The sequence below is a fragment of the Streptomyces sp. NPDC030814 genome (assembly GCF_055572155.1).
Map to the genome: position 1 here is coordinate 14,467 of NZ_JBVIDX010000030.1, position 16,346 is coordinate 30,812.

At 72.5% G+C, this 16,346-nt stretch carries 17 protein-coding genes; 6 read left to right on the plus strand and 11 right to left on the minus strand.

Annotation, left to right across the window (positions count from 1 at the left end; all coding sequences use genetic code 11):
• A complete protein-coding gene (locus ACZ43N_RS37160) occupies positions 1-648 on the plus strand; it encodes a TetR/AcrR family transcriptional regulator (protein WP_468103540.1) in 648 nt (215 codons plus the stop codon).
• A 137-nt stretch (positions 649-785) separates the two neighbouring features.
• On the opposite strand, the gene ACZ43N_RS37165 is transcribed toward ACZ43N_RS37160, so the two are convergent.
• Complete coding sequence (locus ACZ43N_RS37165) at positions 786-1,751, minus strand: YihY/virulence factor BrkB family protein (protein ID WP_468103542.1); 966 nt, start codon at positions 1,749-1,751, stop codon at positions 786-788.
• A 399-nt stretch (positions 1,752-2,150) separates the two neighbouring features.
• Complete coding sequence (locus ACZ43N_RS37170) at positions 2,151-2,393, minus strand: DUF6411 family protein (protein WP_468103543.1); 243 nt, start codon at positions 2,391-2,393, stop codon at positions 2,151-2,153.
• A gap of 301 nt (positions 2,394-2,694) precedes the next feature.
• On the opposite strand from ACZ43N_RS37170, the gene ACZ43N_RS37175 reads away from it, so the two are divergent.
• A complete protein-coding gene (locus ACZ43N_RS37175) occupies positions 2,695-3,603 on the plus strand; it encodes an NAD-dependent protein deacetylase (RefSeq protein WP_468103545.1) in 909 nt (302 codons plus the stop codon).
• A 90-nt stretch (positions 3,604-3,693) separates the two neighbouring features.
• Here the strand turns inward: ACZ43N_RS37175 and ACZ43N_RS37180 are convergent, their stop codons facing one another.
• A complete protein-coding gene (locus ACZ43N_RS37180; RefSeq protein ID WP_468103547.1) occupies positions 3,694-4,557 on the minus strand; it encodes an oxygenase MpaB family protein in 864 nt (287 codons plus the stop codon).
• Positions 4,558-4,986: 429 nt separating this feature from the next.
• On the opposite strand from ACZ43N_RS37180, the gene ACZ43N_RS37185 reads away from it, so the two are divergent.
• From ACZ43N_RS37185 to ACZ43N_RS37200, 4 genes are all read left to right on the plus strand, one after another.
• The gene (locus ACZ43N_RS37185) at positions 4,987-5,829 is read left to right on the plus strand and encodes a UbiA family prenyltransferase (protein ID WP_468103548.1); all 843 of its coding nucleotides are present in this window, start codon (positions 4,987-4,989) and stop codon (positions 5,827-5,829) included.
• A 178-nt stretch (positions 5,830-6,007) separates the two neighbouring features.
• Positions 6,008-7,096 (plus strand): type III polyketide synthase, encoded by a 1,089-nt coding sequence (locus ACZ43N_RS37190; protein ID WP_468103550.1) that lies wholly within the window; start codon positions 6,008-6,010, stop codon positions 7,094-7,096.
• Positions 7,093-7,611, plus strand: a complete 519-nt coding sequence (locus ACZ43N_RS37195; protein WP_468103552.1) for an isoprenylcysteine carboxyl methyltransferase family protein — start codon at positions 7,093-7,095, stop codon at positions 7,609-7,611. The genes ACZ43N_RS37190 and ACZ43N_RS37195 overlap by 4 nt, the downstream gene beginning before the upstream one ends.
• Before the next feature lie 11 nt (positions 7,612-7,622).
• A complete protein-coding gene (locus ACZ43N_RS37200) occupies positions 7,623-8,687 on the plus strand; it encodes an NAD(P)/FAD-dependent oxidoreductase (protein ID WP_468103554.1) in 1,065 nt (354 codons plus the stop codon).
• A 294-nt stretch (positions 8,688-8,981) separates the two neighbouring features.
• On the opposite strand, the gene ACZ43N_RS37205 is transcribed toward ACZ43N_RS37200, so the two are convergent.
• From ACZ43N_RS37205 to ACZ43N_RS37240, 8 genes are all read right to left on the minus strand, one after another.
• The gene (locus ACZ43N_RS37205; protein WP_468103556.1) at positions 8,982-9,797 is read right to left on the minus strand and encodes a histidinol-phosphatase; all 816 of its coding nucleotides are present in this window, start codon (positions 9,795-9,797) and stop codon (positions 8,982-8,984) included.
• 4 nt (positions 9,798-9,801) lie between these two features.
• Positions 9,802-10,590, minus strand: a complete 789-nt coding sequence (locus ACZ43N_RS37210) for an SDR family NAD(P)-dependent oxidoreductase (RefSeq protein ID WP_468103558.1) — start codon at positions 10,588-10,590, stop codon at positions 9,802-9,804.
• Entirely contained in the window at positions 10,587-11,609 is a 1,023-nt protein-coding gene (locus tag ACZ43N_RS37215; RefSeq protein WP_468103560.1) for a hypothetical protein, read from the minus strand. The genes ACZ43N_RS37210 and ACZ43N_RS37215 overlap by 4 nt, the downstream gene beginning before the upstream one ends.
• Before the next feature lie 8 nt (positions 11,610-11,617).
• Positions 11,618-12,808 (minus strand): methionine adenosyltransferase, encoded by a 1,191-nt coding sequence (locus ACZ43N_RS37220; protein ID WP_468103562.1) that lies wholly within the window; start codon positions 12,806-12,808, stop codon positions 11,618-11,620.
• Positions 12,809-12,851: 43 nt separating this feature from the next.
• A complete protein-coding gene (locus tag ACZ43N_RS37225; RefSeq protein WP_468103564.1) occupies positions 12,852-13,868 on the minus strand; it encodes an NAD-dependent epimerase/dehydratase family protein in 1,017 nt (338 codons plus the stop codon).
• Complete coding sequence (locus ACZ43N_RS37230; protein WP_468103566.1) at positions 13,865-14,311, minus strand: type II toxin-antitoxin system RatA family toxin; 447 nt, start codon at positions 14,309-14,311, stop codon at positions 13,865-13,867. Before ACZ43N_RS37230 ends, ACZ43N_RS37225 begins: the two co-directional genes overlap by 4 nt.
• A 45-nt stretch (positions 14,312-14,356) precedes the next feature.
• Positions 14,357-15,526, minus strand: a complete 1,170-nt coding sequence (locus ACZ43N_RS37235) for an acyl-CoA dehydrogenase family protein (RefSeq protein WP_468103568.1) — start codon at positions 15,524-15,526, stop codon at positions 14,357-14,359.
• Between the two features lie 166 nt (positions 15,527-15,692).
• On the minus strand, positions 15,693-16,346 hold the full coding sequence (locus tag ACZ43N_RS37240; RefSeq protein ID WP_468103570.1) for an HAD family hydrolase: 654 nt from the start codon (positions 16,344-16,346) through the stop codon (positions 15,693-15,695).

Genomic DNA, 16,346 nt, shown 5'->3' on the forward strand with positions numbered 1-16,346 from the left:
GTGAGCGTGGAAGGTGTCAAGCAACCCCCGAGCGGCCCCCGTGCCGAGCTGAAGCGGCAGGCCATCGTGCGAGCGGCCCGCAAGCTGTTCCTGCGGGAGGGCTTCGGTGTGGGCATGGATTCCATCGCCGCCGAGGCCGGCGTGTCGAAGGTGACCGTCTACAACCACTTCGGCAGCAAGGAAGCTCTCTTCACCGCCGTCATCGCGGGCGCCCTGGACGAGCCCCTCGCCGGGGACGCGTCCGCCGCGCTCGAAAAGCTGGCGGAGGCGGAGGATCTTCGAACAGCCCTGCTGGAGGCGGCCCGCACGTGGGTCCACTCGGTACGCACCAACGACGAGGTCGCCGCCCTGCGCAACCTCGTGGCCGCCGAGGCGCACCGCTTCCCGGAGCTGGGGAGGGCCTGGCAGCACCACGGACCCGAGGGGCACCATCCCGCGGTGGCGACGGCGCTGCGCACCCTCGCCGACCAGGATCGCCTGGTCATCCCCGACCTGGAGACGGCCATCATCCAGCTCTATGCGCTGCTGGTCTTCCCCCACATGGTTTTCGGCTCCTACGGCACGCACATCGACGAGAGCCTCACCGACCGCCTCATCACCAGTGGCGTCGAGATGTTCTTGGACCACTACGGTCCGCGGCCGCTGTAGCGCCGGGGCCACGCCCGACCGTACGGCCGGACCCGGGATGTACGGCTACCGCCGGGCGCCGGATCCGTTGGTGCCCGTCCGGTCCGGATCCTGGCGGGCAGGACACGTCCGGGCGATGCCGGGCCATGGGCCTGCGGTCACGGCCCTGGGCCCGGGTCCGGTCGCACCGCCTCGGTGATGCCGGCCCGGGCCGCTTCGAGTTGCGCGGCGAACGCGATGCCGAGGAACAGCGCCACGCCCGTCACATTGGCCCACAGCAGCAAGGCGACGAACGCCGTCAGTGGTCCGTACACGGCACCGAACGACCCACTCTTGGCCACATAGAGTGCCAGCAGCCAGGTGGCCGTGATCCACAGGACCAGGTGGACGGCCGAGCCGAACGCGAGCCAGGTGTAGCCCGGTTGGTCCCTGCGCGGAGCCCAGCGGAAGATCACCGCCGACGCGACCCAGGCGAGCGCCACGCCCAGGGGCACTTGGAGGGGCCGCCACCAGTCGAGCAGGCGCTCGGACCAGCCGAGGGCCTCCACCACCGCGTTCCCCACGGCGTCTCCCGCGACGAGGACGAGGAAGCCCAGGACCATCGGCATGCCCGCCGCGAGGGCGAGGAGCAGGGCCCGCCCGTACTTGGCCAGGAACGGGCGGTCGCGTTCGATGCCGTAGATGCGGTTGGCGCCTCGTTCCACCTGCCCCATGGCCGAGGCGAGGTTGAGCACCGCGAAGGCCAGGCCCAGCCACATGGCGACGGCGTTCCAGACCCCGGAGCCGGCGCTGCGCGCGGTGGCGTCCAGGGCGTCCTCGACCAGGTTGGCGCTGGCGCCCGGGACGATCCGGCCCAGGGTGAGTTCGATGATCCGCCCTACGCTCTCCGTGTGCACGGTGGTGGCCACGCCGACCAGCGCGATGGTGAACGGCACCAGGCCGAGGACCACTTGGAAGGCGAGCGAGCGGGAGTTGGTGAACCCGTCGGCGTAGCGGAACCGGGAAAAGGCGTCGAGGAGGAGCCGGCGGCCTCCGTAGCGGCGCAGCGCGGTGAGCGCCTCGTCCCCGGACAGCTCCTCCCCGATCATGTCCCGCGTCTGCGGGACATGCACGACGGTGCCCATCGAGAACGTCTCCTCCTGTCGTTCGTACGCCCGGACGAGAAAACGTGATCTTGCGGCCGGGAGAACCGTACAACCGGGCGGGCGTCGCGGTCGCCCGTCGAGGGACCCGCCCTCGGGTGGACGTCAGGCCCGACCCGTCGTCAGGGGTTCGGAGGCCTGCCGGACCGTGTCCGGGGCGGGTTCGGGCCGGTGGCAGGTGGACACGTCGACGTTGGCCTCGTCGGTGGTCGTGCCGCCGCCGGACGTGGGAGGCCAGGCCCCTGCCCCACTCCCCCAGTCGCTCGCGTGCTCGGTGTCGTGGGGCGCACTCCCGGACCGTCCTGGACGGGGTCCGCCATCCACCGTGAAGACCTCATCCGCACCGGGGCGGGCGCCGTCGGCAGCGCCTTTTCGCCGGGATCAGAAGGACATGCGGCCACGAGTGCGGCGGCCGGCCGAGCCGCTGCGGCTCACGGCGCGGGAACTCGTCCGGAACGGCTTGCTGAAGAGCCTGCCAAGGACACCGGGCGCCTTGCCACCGGCCCGCGCACCGGCACCGAGCGAACGCTGGGTGCCGTGCTCGGGGTGGCGGGACAGACGCGGAACGAGGAAGGCCAGCACGGCCAGGACCACACACACTCCGACAACTGCTGCAATGATCACGGGTCAGCTCCCTTGGTCGACAGGGAGGAGTCGGGTGCCCCGTTACGTCCTGCCCATGCGGGAGGCGGCCACGTGCGGAGGGCCGCGACGGTGGCTCGTCCGAGCCCGCTGCCGTCGTCGCAGGGCGACGCCAGGGCCCTTCCTGCACACCCTGACCCCGCTGGGGGTCTCTGCCCCACCACAATGGCCGGCACAGCGGCTGTCGGCCGGGCCTTCCCCGGCCGCGGACCGGGCAAGGCGACATCCGAGTGGGCGCGGCCTTCCAACCGCTGGTGGCGGCACGTTCCGTACCCTGGGCGGCATGCGTATGCGCCCCACCCTGAGCTGGTCCCCTGACGAGGACCTGCCGCCGGGCACCACGGATCTCGGACCGGTCGTCAGTGCCCTGGGGTCCGGCGAGGTGCTGGTCCTCAGTGGGGCGGGCATCTCGACGGAGTCGGGCATCCCCGACTACCGGGGCGAGGGCGGGAGTCTGAGCCGGCACACCCCGATGACGTACCAGGACTTCACCGCAGGCGCCCAGGCCCGGCGCCGGTACTGGGCGCGCAGCCACCTCGGCTGGCGCACCTTCGGCCGCGCCCGTCCCAACGCCGGACACCGGGCGGTGACCGCGTTCGAGCGGCACGGTCTGCTCGCGGGTGTGATCACCCAGAACGTCGACGGTCTGCACCAGGCCGCCGGCAGCGACGGCGTCGTGGAACTTCACGGAAGTCTCGAGCGGGTCGTCTGTCTGTCCTGCGGCGCGTTCAGCCCGCGCCGTGAACTCGCCCGGCGGCTGGAGGAGGCCAACGCGGGTTTCGAGCCGGTGGCCGCCGCGATCAATCCGGACGGCGACGCCGACCTCACCGACGAGCAGGTCGCGGACTTCCACGTGGTGCCCTGCACCGTATGCGGCGGCATCCTCAAACCGGACGTGGTGTTCTTCGGCGAAGCCGTTCCGCCGCCGCGGGTCGAACACTGCCGCACCCTGGTCCGCCAGGCGGCTTCGCTGCTGGTCCTGGGCTCCTCGTTGACGGTCATGTCCGGGCTGCGGTTCGTCCGTCAGGCAGCCGAGGCAGGGACGCCGGTGCTGATCGTCAACCGGGACGCCACCCGGGGTGACCGGCACGCCCTCACCCGGGTCGCGCTCCCCCTGGGCAAGGCCCTCACCGCGGTGGCCGGCCGGCTGGGCATTCCCGTCGACGACGAGGTGACGGCCGGAACGAGGTAGAGCCCCTGCGGGTGCCGGCTCACCGCATCGCCGCGTGGCTCGGGCCGGCAGTCGGTGGCACATCCGGGAGTCCCCCCGACGGGACAGCCCTTAGGGGGGTGGACGCATGCTCCACCTGATCGCCCTGGTCAGTACCTGGCCGGTGAGCGGTACCGCCATGTCCTCCAACCCCGGGAAACGGGGCAGCCCCAGCAGTCCGCGTGCCCACTGGGGGAGGGACGTCACCGCGTTCGCGGCGAGCAGGGCGTAGGCAGGCCGGGCCACGAGCGGCAGCGGTGGGTGTATCAGCAGGAAGCGCGCGGCCGCCCTGCTCTCCGGGGTGGCACGGAGTTCCGGACGGTACGCGGCCAGGCGCGACTCGAGTTCCGCCCGCGTCCGGGGCGGGTCCGGCACCCCGAGGGCCGTCGCCACCCGCGCCGTGTCCCCCACGTAGGCGTCGTAGTCGCCGGGGGTGAGGGGATGGGCCCCGAAGCGCTCGTGGGCGCGCAGGAAGCTGTCCGTCTCGGTGACGTGCACCCATGCGAGCAGGTGGGGGTCGGCGGCCCAATAGGGCTCGCCCTGCGCCGTCCTGCCCCGGATCCGCTCATGGATCGCGCGGACGCGTTCGACCGCGCTCCGGGCGTCGTCGACGGTTCCGAAGGTCGTCACGGCGAGGAACGTGCTGGTGCGCTGCAACCGCCCCCAGGGGTCGCCGCGGTACCCGGAGTGAGCGGCCACGGCTGCCATGGCCAGCGGGTGCAGGGACTGCAGCAGCAGGGCGCGCAGTCCGCCGATGAACATGGAGGCGTCCCCGTGCACGACGCGGATCGGCCGATCCGGACCGAACCACCGCGGCCCCGGGGTGTCGTGGATGCGTGCGCGGTTCGCGGGGCCGTCCGGCCCCGCGACGCGGCGGAAGAGCGCCTGGCCGAGCCTGTCCCGCACGCCGGAGACCATGAAGAGGCCTCTGTCCATGGTTTCATTCTGCGGCGTCGTCCTCCGCGACGGAAACGGTGGCGGCGTTGCCGTCGGGGCGTCCGCCGAATGCCGGAGTGCCTCGTGTGAGGGGGCGGGTGACGTGGCAGCGATCCTGTATGTCCCTGGTGATCACGTGTGCAACGGGAAGCACCGGTGCGGGCGCCCGGCTCTCCGTGTCGTCGACACGATGCCCCTGCCCCGCCGGATGGTCCGCAACGAGTTCCTCCAGCACGCGGGAACTCTGCGCGGAGTCCGCGCGGGTGGTCCGTCCGGACCTGCCGTCGGTCCGCCCGTGATCTCGGAGGCGTCGCGGACACGGTCGGCGTCAGGCCGCCGGTCCGCGCCGTGTGACTCGGTAGGGGCTCTCCGCCCTCTCGCTGGCGGGCCCGAGCAGAGCGCGCCGCACGGCCCGGTGGAGGTGCCGCCATGCCCGTGACCGCCCGCGCGGTCCCGGCGCGTGTCGGATCGCCGTCCGTGCCCGCGCTGTTCGTCGCCGCCCACGGCGGGCCCACCCTGGCGGTCACCGCCGTCGCGGCTCTGCTCGCGCTCCGCGCCGACCTGCGCCCGCTCGACGTCCTCGCCGTCACCGCGGCGGTGTTCACCGGCCAGCTCACGATCGGCTGGGGAAACGACCTCCTGGACCTCCGGCGCGACCGTGCCGTCGGTCGCACCGACAAACCGTTGGCCGGCGGAGCCCTCCCGGTCGGCCGGGTGGTGCCGGCCCTGGTCGTGGCGGCGTTCGCCTGCCTCGCGCTGTCCGCGCTGGCCGACTGGCGCAGCGCGCTGGTCAACGCCACCCTCGCGACCGGCGCGGGTCACGCCTACAACTTCGGTCTCAAGGCGACCGCGTGGTCCTGGGTGCCGTACGCCTGCGCGTTCGGGACGCTGCCCTCGGTCGTCACCCTCGCCGACCCCGCCGGGGGCTGGGCCCCGCTGTGGATGACGGGTGCCGGCGCCGCGCTCGGTGTCGGGGCACATCTGCTCAACACGCTGCCCGACCTCGACGACGACGAACGAACCGGCGTCCGCGGCCTCCCGCACCGGATCGGCGAACGGCGCTCACGCGTCCTTGCCGCCGTGCTGCTGTGGGCGGCCTCGGTGGTCGCCGTGCTCGGCCCCGCGGGACCGCCCCCGACCTGGGCGTGGGCGGTGCTCGCACTGGTGACGGTCCTGACCCTGCTCACGCTGTTCGCCCGCGCCCGTACTCCGTTCCTGGCCGCGGTGGCCATCGCCCTGCTCGACGTCGTCCTGCTCGTGGCGGCCGGCTGATGACCCCCTCGGCCGGCCACGGCCCCCCGATGGCGGGCCCCCGGCCGCCCGCCCCCGGCCGGTCGCGGCTCCGTCGTAACCGGCCTCCCCGGAGCCGACGCGCCCCGACCTTCACGCTCGGCCCTGGTCGGGCGCCCGCAGCACCCAACCGCTCGACCAGCCGGCCAGAGGAGCCATCATGACCATGCGCGTCGTCAGCGTTCGCGGCGCACTGCCCGAGCACCGCCACCGGCAGGCGGACATCACCGAGTTGGTCACCACCATGCTGGTCGAGGAGAAGGCCAGACACGGCATCGTGGAGCGGATGCACCGCAACGTGTGCGTCGAGACCCGGCACACCGTGCTTCCGCTGGAGGAGTACGTCCGGCTCGATGACTTCGGCCGGGCGAACGACGTCTTCATCCGGGCCGGCGTCGAACTCGGCGCTCGTGCGGTCGTGGACGCGCTCAAGGCCGTCGGCCTCACTCCGGCCGACGTCGACTACATCGTGTCCTGCACGGTGACCGGCCTGGCCGTCCCCTCGCTGGAAGCGCGGGTCGCGGCGGAGATCGGACTGCGCCCCGATGTGGTGCGCCTGCCCCTCGTCGGCCTGGGCTGCGTGGCGGGCGCGGCCGGCATCGCCCGCCTCCACGACCTGCTGCGCGGCCGCCCGGACGGGGTCGCGGTACTGATGTCGGTCGAGCTGTGCTCGCTCACACTGCAGCGCGCCGACACCTCGGCCGCCAACCTCGTGGCCGGCGCCCTGTTCGGAGACGGCGCCGCGGCGGTGGTCGCCGTCGGGACCGAACACGCGCTCGCACAGTCCGACGACCCGACTCGGCCCGAGGTCCTCGCGTCGCGCAGCCGTCTCTACCCCGACTCGGAGCGCATGATGGGATGGGACGTGGGTTCCGGCGGGCTGAAGATCGTCCTCGATCCCTCCGTTCCCGACCTGGTGCGCCGGTATGTGGGCGAGGACGTCCGCGGCTTCCTCACCGACCACGGGCTGACCCGCGACGACCTCCGCTGGTACGTCGCGCACCCCGGCGGCCCGAAGGTCCTGGAGGCACTGCAGGAGGCCCTCGAGGTCGAGCGGGACGCCCTGGCCATGACCTGGGACTCGCTGCGCCGGATCGGCAACCTGTCCTCCTCCTCGGTGCTGCACGTCCTGGCGGACACGCTCGCCGAGCGTCCGCCCCCGCCGGGCTCCCACGGGCTCATGCTCGCCATGGGCCCGGGCTTCTGTTCGGAGTTCGTGCTTCTGCGTGCGCCGGGAGGTCGGCGGTGAGCAGCGAGGTCCTCTTCACCGTCCTGGTCCTGGCCGTCGGCCTGGAACGGGCCGCGGAGCTGGTCGTGTCCCAGCGCAACGCCGCCCTCAGCTTCGTGCGGGGCGGCGTGGAGGCCGGGCGGGGCCACTACCCGTTCATGGTGGTCCTGCACACCGGCCTGCTCGTCGGCGCGCTCGTGGAGGTGTGGCTGCGCCGACCGGACACGGCGGCGGACCTCGCCTGGGCCATGCTCGCCCTCGTCGCGGCCTCGCAGGCGCTGCGCTGGTGGTGCATCGCCACCCTGGGACGGCAGTGGAACACCCGGGTGATCGTCGTGCCGGGCGCCGCGCGCGTGACGGGCGGCCCCTACCGCTGGATTCCCCACCCCAACTACGTCGCCGTCGTCGTGGAAGGGCTCGCCCTTCCCCTGGTGCACTCGGCCTGGGTCACGGCGGTCGCCTTCACCGCACTGAACGGGCTCCTGCTCGCCACCCGCATCCGCACCGAGGACACCGCCCTGGCACAACTGACCTGAAGGGGACACCCATGGACCTGCTCGTCGTCGGTGCGGGCCCGGCCGGCCTGGCCACGGCCCTGCACGCGGCCCGAGCCGGGCTCGACGTCGCGGTGTGGGAGCAACGCGCCGGCCCGGTCGACAAGGCGTGCGGCGAGGGGCTGATGCCCGGTGCCGTCACCGCCCTCGCCGCACTCGGCCTGGACCCGCCCGGGCACGGCCTGCGCGGCATCCGCTATGTGGCCGGGCGGCGTCGGGTCGACGCCGACTTCGCAGCGGGCCCCGGCCGGGGGGTACGTCGCACGACGCTGCACACGGCGCTGCGCGAGGCGGTGCTCGCCGCCGGTGTACGGATCGACCAGCGCACCGCGCGCCGCGTCGAGCAGAACGAGGACGGTGTGCTGGTCGACGGCGCGCGTGCCGCCCACCTCGTCGCCGCGGACGGTCTGCACTCACCCATCCGCCGTGCCCTGGGGCTCGACCGGCCACACCGGGCACACCCCCGCCACGGGTCGCGGCACGGGTTGCGACGCCACTACGAGCTCGCGCCCTGGAGCGACCACGTCGAGGTCCACTGGGGCCCGAGCGCGGAGGCGTATGTGACCCCGGTGGCCGACGACCTCGTCGGCGTCGCCGTGCTCACCTCCGCCCGCGGATCGTTCGACGACCACCTGGCCGCCTTCCCCCGACTGCGGGAGCGGCTGGCCGGGGGCGGGCACGCCGGACCGGTACGCGGGGCGGGCCCGCTGCGCCAGGACACGAGCGCGCGCACCGCCGGACGGGTGCTGCTGGTCGGCGATGCCGCCGGCTACGTGGACGCGCTGACCGGCGAGGGCATCGCGTTGGCGCTCGCACAGGCGCAGGCGGCCGTCCGGGCCATCACCGAAGGTGACCTGGCGGGCTATGAACGGCAGTGGCGTGGGCTCACCCGGCGCTACAGGTGGCTGACCCACGCACTGCTGAGCGCGACGCGGGTGCCCCCGGTTCGCGCGGCGCTGGTGCCCCTGGCTCAGGGGCTGCCGTGGCTGTTCGCCGCAGCCGTCGACGCGCTGGCCCACCCGGCGGGGCAGCGTCGCACGGGCCTGCCACGTCGATAGCCGGCGGGCCGACCCGCCCGATCGAGCGAGCCGCCCCGCCCGATCGAGCCGCCGCGCCCGTCGGTCGGGCACGGTCGGGCGGAAGCACTCCGCCGTCGGCTCACGCCGCGACCGTGCCCGGCTCGCCCCGAAGGCTCTGAAGCACCTGAAGCACCTGAAGCACTCGGAGCATTCGGAGCATTGGAGAAGGTGCTTGTGGTGCTCGCGGAGCGAGGCCGTGCGTGGCTGCGTCGCCGTGCCCTTTGACTGCGTCGCCGTGCCCTTTGACTGCGTCGTCGTTCGCCGTGACCGGTGTCAGGCCAGCGGGACTGTGCGGGGGGTGCCCCGGCGGAACACCGTCCAGGTGCGGAAACCCACGTCGTGCAGGACACGGACCACGTCCGGGTACTGGTCGCAGACCCGCTCGGGGACGTGCGCGTCGGAGGCGAAGGTGATGGGCACGTCGAAGTGGTAAGCGCGCTCCAGGAGGTCGTGCTCCGGGTACCAGCCGCCGTGCATCTTCGTGCCACCCGATGTGTTGATCTCCATCACCGCCCCGGAGTCACGGATCGCCCGCAGCATCTCGTCGGCCGCGGCCGGCGCGGGAACCGTCCCGAGCTTCGGATGGTTGCCCTTGAGGGCGTCCACATGTCCCATCACCTGGAACAGGCCCGACCGCGCGCACTCCGCGACGGCGCGGAAGTACCGCCCCTTGACCGCGGCCAGTTCCTGCTCGTTGTCCTCGACGGTCTCCCAGCGGGTGGTGTCGAAGATGTCGCGCCCCTCGAACATGTGGACGGAGCCGATCACGTAGTCCAGTGGGTACCGGCCCAGTGCCTTCGAGTACGGGTCCATCCGGCCCCGGAAGAAGTCCGCCTCCGTGGAGACGAGGATCTCGATGCTGCGGGCGAACTCCTCCTTCAGTGCCAGGGCCTCGGTGATGTACGACGGGAACTCCGACTTGGGCATCGCCACCGGGGGCAGTGCGTGGTCCGCCTCCTCCGCGAACATGGGGGTGTGGTCGGACAGGCCGAGGACCTTGACCCCCTTGTCGAGGGCCGACGTGACGTAGTCGCGCAGCGAACCGCGGGCGTGTCCGCACCGGTTGTGGTGTGTGTGGAGGTCGATCACCGGCTCACACCGCCAAGTAGCCGCCGTCGACGGCGAGATCGGTGCCGGTGATGAAGCTCGCCTCACCGGAGAGCAGGAACGCGATCGGTGCCGCGACCTCCTCGGGGTCGGCGAAGCGCTTCAGCAGGAACTTGCCGCCGTGTTCGGGGGCGGCTTCGGCCGTCGCCCGGTCCAGGCCCAGGGCCTCGCGGTGGAACCTCTCGTTGTTGGCGTTCCACACGGTGCCCGGGCTGACCGAGTTGACGCGGATACCGCGCGGGGCGAGTTCCTCGGCCGTGCACCGGGTGAAGCCGAGCACCGCCGCCTTCCCCGTGTTGTACGTCAGGTAGCCGCTCTGCGAGATGTGCGCCGAGATCGACGCCATGTTGACGACGGCCGCGTCGGCGTCGCGCTCCGGGAGGCCCGCCACGAACTCGCGGGTGACCAGCGAGAGCCCGACGATGGTCGGGTCCAGCGCGGCGTGCCAGTCCTCGGCGGTCGCCTCCAGGCCCTTGAAGACGAACCCGGCGGCCAGGTTGACCAGCAGCGTCGGCCACGGCCAGTCCTCCGGCAGGTCCGCCAGGGCGGTCCTGACCGCCGCTGCGTCGGTCACGTCGCCGACCGCGAGCCGGACCTCGTGTCCCTCGGCGGTCCATTTCCCGACCGCGTCCCGGCCGTGCTCCTCACTCTTGTCGTAGACGAGCACCCGGCAGCCTTCCGAGCACAGCCGCTCGACGACCGCGGCGCCGATGCCCTGCGCGCCGCCGGTCACCATCGCCGTACGTCCGGCGAGTCCACGTCCCCGGCTTCTCATCCTGCCCACTCCTTCTCGGTGATGGTCGCCCCGGCTGTGGCCGTCCCGGTCGTGATCCACTGCCCGACCAGGCGGACCACCTCGTCACGGTCCAGGTTCTCGGTGGCTCCGTGCGGGGACAGGGTCTCCCCCGGGCCGACGGGGACGTCGGGGTCCGCTGCGAGCGCGGCCACCGCCCCCGGCTCCAGGCCCGCACGGGCCAGGGCCCGCCCCAGGGAGGTGCTGCCCAGGCCGTCGCCGTCCTTGGCGGCGAAGTACCGCCAGTTCTGGAACATGCCCTCCAGGTGCCCGGCGGACAGGTGCACGGCGTTGCGTCCCTCGGAGAGGTCGATGCCGTGTTCGCGGGCGAGCGCCCCGAGGGTGCCGCGCAGTGAGCCGGAGCGGGCGCGGAACGGGTGCAGGTCGCCGAGGACCTCCTCGCGCAGTTCCCGCATGGGCCGTTCGCTGTGGCACTCCAGCAGGCCGACCAGAGCGTCGGGGGTGCGGTAGCCCTGGTCCAGGGCCGGCAGGAAGCCGTTGAGGACGGTCACGGGTTGGCCGTTCACCTCGGTGACCGACGCGTAGGAACCCGATCCCAGTTTGTGGATGCCCGCGCTCCGGCAGCGCTCTTCGAGGGAGCGCGGGGACAGATCGCCGGCCGCCATCGCCGCGTAGGCCGCGAGGACGTCGCGGACACCGGTGTGCTCGCGCAGGGCGTCGAGCGCGCGACGGGCGCCCGAGGTCAGCGCCGTGCCACCGTCGGCGGCCACCCGGTGCAGGCGGGGGTAGTGCAGCAGCAGGTCGCCGCGGGCGGCGAAGTCCGCGGCCGGGACCACGGCGCAGCGCAGCACGGTCACTCCCTGGCGGCCGAGGGCTCGGACCGTTGCGGCGAGCATGTCGGGCGCGAGCGGCGCGGTCATCACCTCGGGCTTGACGACGACGGCGGCGTGACTGCCGCCCTCGGGTGCCGGCAGCGGCGGCCGGCCGCTGTCCGCGCGGCGCCGGGTGTCCCGCGCCGCGGCCGACAGCGCGCGTGCCATGTCCCAGGTCACCACAGGGTGATGCCCGTTTCGATCAGTTCCGCCGTCAGGTCGCCGGAACTCGCGACCGTCTTCTCCACCAGTTCCCTGAGCTCGGACTCGTCCGCTTCGGGAGAGGTGACGACGACCTCGTCGGGGCTCTCCAGCGGGGCTTCCTTGGATGTGAAGATGTGCACCTGCGAGGGGCCGCCGAACTGCTCGTGGACCTGCCGGGCGAGGCGCATGGCCATCACGTTGTAGATCTTTCCGGTGTGGTCGAGCGGGTTCTTGCCTGCGGGCGCCTCGATGCTCATCGGGCGCATCGGGGTGATGAGGCCGTTGACCCGGTTGCCGCGACCGACGACGCCCACGTCACCGGTGTCGGCCACGGAGCCGATCGCGGTGAGGTAGGGGCGGCCGTTGCGGTCGGTGGCGTTCATCAGCATGCGGAAGTCGTGCAGGCCGAGCGAGGTGACGTACTCCTCCAGCTCCTGCTGGATGACGGCCTTGCGGGCCCAGTACTGGTCCATCGTCGTGATGTCGGCCGCGAGGAACGGCATGTTGACGACGAGGCTGAACGCGTCGTGCCGCCGGCTGCCGAAGACCTTGACGTCCCAGCCGGTGTCGGCGTGCCGCTTCTTGAAGTCGGCACCGTTGATGAGGTGCTCCAGGCCGAGCACCGCGGTCTCCAGACGCGACAGCGGGGCGTAGCCGTGCAGCAGGTTGGTGTCGTTGGAGACGAGACCGGCGGAGCGCAGCGGCACCAGGTCGTCCGGGGAGGCCGGCTGGTAGCGGGAGACGCCGCGACCGGAGCCCTGGTGGTCGACGACGCCGAGTTCGATCACGAGGTGGCGCTCGGGGTCGAAGCCGGTGGTGACCTCGCACAGGACGTCGGCGGCGGCGCGGAACATGATGTCGTGCACCGGTATCTCGGTCGTGCCGACGCGGTAGGCGCCCTTGCCGAACACCTTCACACGGTACGGGGAGGTGATCTCGCCCCGGCCGAAGTCGACGTCCGCGCCGCCGCCGTACAGCGTCACCTTGTCGAACCAGTGGTGGGCGACGCCGCCGAACTCCTTGAGGCAGTACTGGGAGTAGTAGCGGGACATGCGCTCCGCCATGGCGTCGCACATGGTGTCGGGGTGTCCCACACCCTTGCGCTCGACGAGTTCGTAAGGGAGGTCCTCGACGGTGCGGGAGTCTCTTTCGATCGACAGCATGGCCATCTCTTCCTGGGTGACGGGGGTGGGAGAACGGGAGCGGTCAGGCGCGCCAGGGACGCGGGACGCGGCGGGCGGAGCTCGCGTGGGTCTGCGCCCAGCGCCGGATCGACCGGTACAGCACGTCCCGTGTGTCGGGGACCTGGTGGGTGACGTCGAACGGGTCGGTCACCGACAGATAGCCCTGGTAGGCGCGGAAGGCGGTCACCTTGAGCAGTTGCGCGCGGTCCAGGTACTCCTCGGCGAAGGGCAGGTAGAAGCGGTTCCACTGCTGGGGCGTCACGTACGGCAGCCGGTCCAGCAGGGGCACACCGTGCTCGGCACGCCAGGCGTTGAGGGCCTCCCGTACGGTGTCGAAGGCCTCGTCGACGCGTTGGGCGCCGTCGCCCCGGCCCAGGACGGACAGCCGGTGCCCGTCCGGCGGACCGGAGTCGAGCAGCCGCGTCACATGGCCGGCGACGTCATCGGTGCTGACCATGTCGAGGAGGCCCTTCTCCTCCGCGACCAGTGCGGGCACGGCGCCGTTGCACATCGAGGCGGGCAGCCAGAAGAAGCCGCTGTAGCGGTCGAGCGCGCCGTCCGCCCGGGCGCCCATGACGATCGGGAAGCGCACGATGTCGGCGCTGTCCCGTTCGGCGTGGACGATGCGTTCGGCATGCGCCTTGGACCACTCGTAGGAGTTGCGGTAGACGTCTCTGTCGGGTGAGGAGATGTCGCCCTGAAGTCCCGTCACGAAGGAGGAGGACAGGTGGACGACGTGGGTGTCGGGGCGGGCCAGGGCGAGCACCGCGCGCAGCGGGACGACGTTGGCGTCCTCGGCCTCCTCGTCCGGCAGGTTCCAGCGGGTGTCGGCCGCGCAGTGCACGACGGCGTCCCAGGGGCGGCGCAGTTGCGACGGCGGCTCCTGGGCGCCGATGTGCCAGGCGGTCAGGTCCGGGCCCTCGCCGCCGCGGCGGCTGACGCCGTGCGGCGCGTGGCCGGCCGCCCGCAGCGCGCGCATGACCGCGCTGCCCACGGCTCCGGTGGCACCCGTGACCAGGACTCGGGGGGGCGTGCTCACGAGACCGCCGTGATCCGCCGCTCGATGGCCCGCAGCATGTGCTCGGCGTTCTCCCGCAGGGCCTTGGTGGCGACCGGGTTGAGCATGTCGGCGAGGAGCGGGATGCCTATCTCGAAGTCGACGCAGAAGGTGACGACCGAGGTGCCGTCGCCGGTGCGCTCGACCTTCCAGTACCCGGTGAACAGGTCGAGGTCCCCGGACACCTGGTCGAAGGACATGACCCTCGTCTCGTGGTCGAGGGTGTCCGTCTCGACCCATTCCAGGACGGAGCCCTTCAACAGGACCGACCACTCACTGGTACGGACTCCGGTGTCGCTCTCGCCGATCACGGTGACCGATTCGACGTTCTCCATGTAGGCGGCGTAGTCCTCGAGGCGGGTGACGGCTGTCCACGCCTCGGCCACCGGGGCGTTGATCGGCAGGTTGACCTCGACATGCGGCATGGTGGTGTCTCTCCTTGTGTGGTGCCCGCGGGTGGGGGCTGGGGGTCAGTCGGCCGGGTCGAAGGTGATCTCGCGCCCCGTGCAGAAGCTGCCGACGACCTCGTCGCAGACCAGGAGGGACGGCGGGTGGTGGTGGGCGGCGAGCGAGTCGAGCGCGAGCCCGGCCGCCTCCTGCCCGCGCCCGTAGAGACGGCTGCCGACGACCGGGGTGACGGCGGACATCACCCGGTCGCGGGTGTCGCTGAGGGTGGCGCGCAGGCCCACCGCGGCGGCCATGGCCGCTTCGCCGGCGAGGGCGCCCGTGTCGATGTCCGCGGCGAGCTGGCGGCAGGCACCGCCGAGGGTCAGCAGTTCGCGGGTGGCGCGGCCGAGCAGCGCGGTGCGGGGTCCGAAGCGCCCGGAGACGCTCAGGCCGTGGTACGCCGCGTCCAGCAGTGCGCTGAGGACGCCGTGGTACGTGGCGGTCAGCAGTACGGAGAACCAGGCCATGCCGGCGGTGACGTTCTCGTCGATGACGTCGGCGGGACCGCGGTGGAAGACGAGCCGGTCGTCGACCTCGACGTCGCGCAGCACCAGCCGGGCGGTGTCGGACTCCCGCATGCCGAGCGAGGGCCACTCGCCCTCGGCGTCCAGACCCGGTGAGGAGCTCGGGATGAGCGCGAGGATGGTCTCGTCGGTGTCGGTGACGCGGGCGGTCAGACAGACGAGGGTGGCGGTGGTGGCCAGCGAGCAGGGGTACTTGACGCCGCTGACGCGGTAGCCCTTCTCGGTCGGAACGGCCTCGGACGTGCTGGTCATGAAGTTGGGGCTGCCGCCGGGCTCGGCGAACGCGGAGGCCACGAGGGCGCCGGAGCGTGCGATGCCCTCCAGGAGCATCCACGTGGTGTCGCGGTGCCGTGTCCAGTAGTCGACCATCAGGCCGACGGTGAAGGCGTGCATGTTCAGGGCGACCGCCGCGGAGGGGTCGATCCGGCCGAGCGCGCGCTGCGCGGCGGCCACCTCGACCAGGTTCGCGCCGGCGCCGCCGAGGTCCTCGGGAATGGGCAGCGCGGCGTACCCGCCGGTGGCCAGCTCCCGGATGCGTTCGGGGCCGGTGGCTCCCTCGCGGGGCGGAGCGGGCGTCCACGCCGTGCTCCATCCCGCGTCCAGCAGTGTGCGGTGCGGCGGTAAGCCGTCCCCGAGGTTTCCTGGCGCCTGCGTGGCAGCCGTCCCCATGGTTCTCCCTTCGCCCGTCACGGGCCGGCCGGTCCGGTTCTCCGCGTGCCCGGCGCGATGTGACGGCTCGACTCTAGGCAGCGCGGACGGCTCGATCGGGTGGGTGTTTCTTTGTGCGGAACACGAGATCGCGACGGCCGGGATCCGCCGGTCGCCGCCGGGCCGGTCACAGGTGCAGCAGGGTGAAGAACTCGTCCGGCACGGGGGCGCCGGGAGTGACCCGGACGGTGTGCCAGCCGAGTGCCGCGGCGGGCGTGAGGTCGAGTTCCGGTGAGTCGCCGACCATCACGTGCTGCTCGAAGTGGCCCTCCGCGATCCGGTGGAAGGCACGCGGGTCGGGCTTCTTCGGGCCGCCGTCGGCGGTGAACAGTCCGCGGTCGAAGACGTCGGGTGCCTTGGCCTGGCGCAGCAGGTCCCACATGAGTCTGCCGGGGAGGTAGCAGTTGGACAGCAGCCGGAGTGTGTGGCCCGCCGCGTGGGCCCGGCGCGCGGCCTCCGCGACGGGCTCGCACAGGGTGTACCGGCCGGGGTCGGCGCAGCCGAGGGCTCGCCACAGTGCCTGCTCCAGCGCGGTCCGGTCCCGGACGGCGCCCTGGTTCCGCAGCCCGGTCTCCAGCAGGTCCAGGGTCGCGGGCTGTGGGGCGAGGGGGTCTCGCATGACGTCGAGGAGGGTGCCGTAGACGGTGTGGACCACCGCGCCCGCCGACCGGGGGTCCAGCTCCAGCGTGTCGGCGAGGACCTCCGTGAACCGCTCGGGGCCGGGCAGGGGCCGGGACGTGATCAGGGTGTCGAAGCAGTCGAGGACGACGAGCGTGGACAT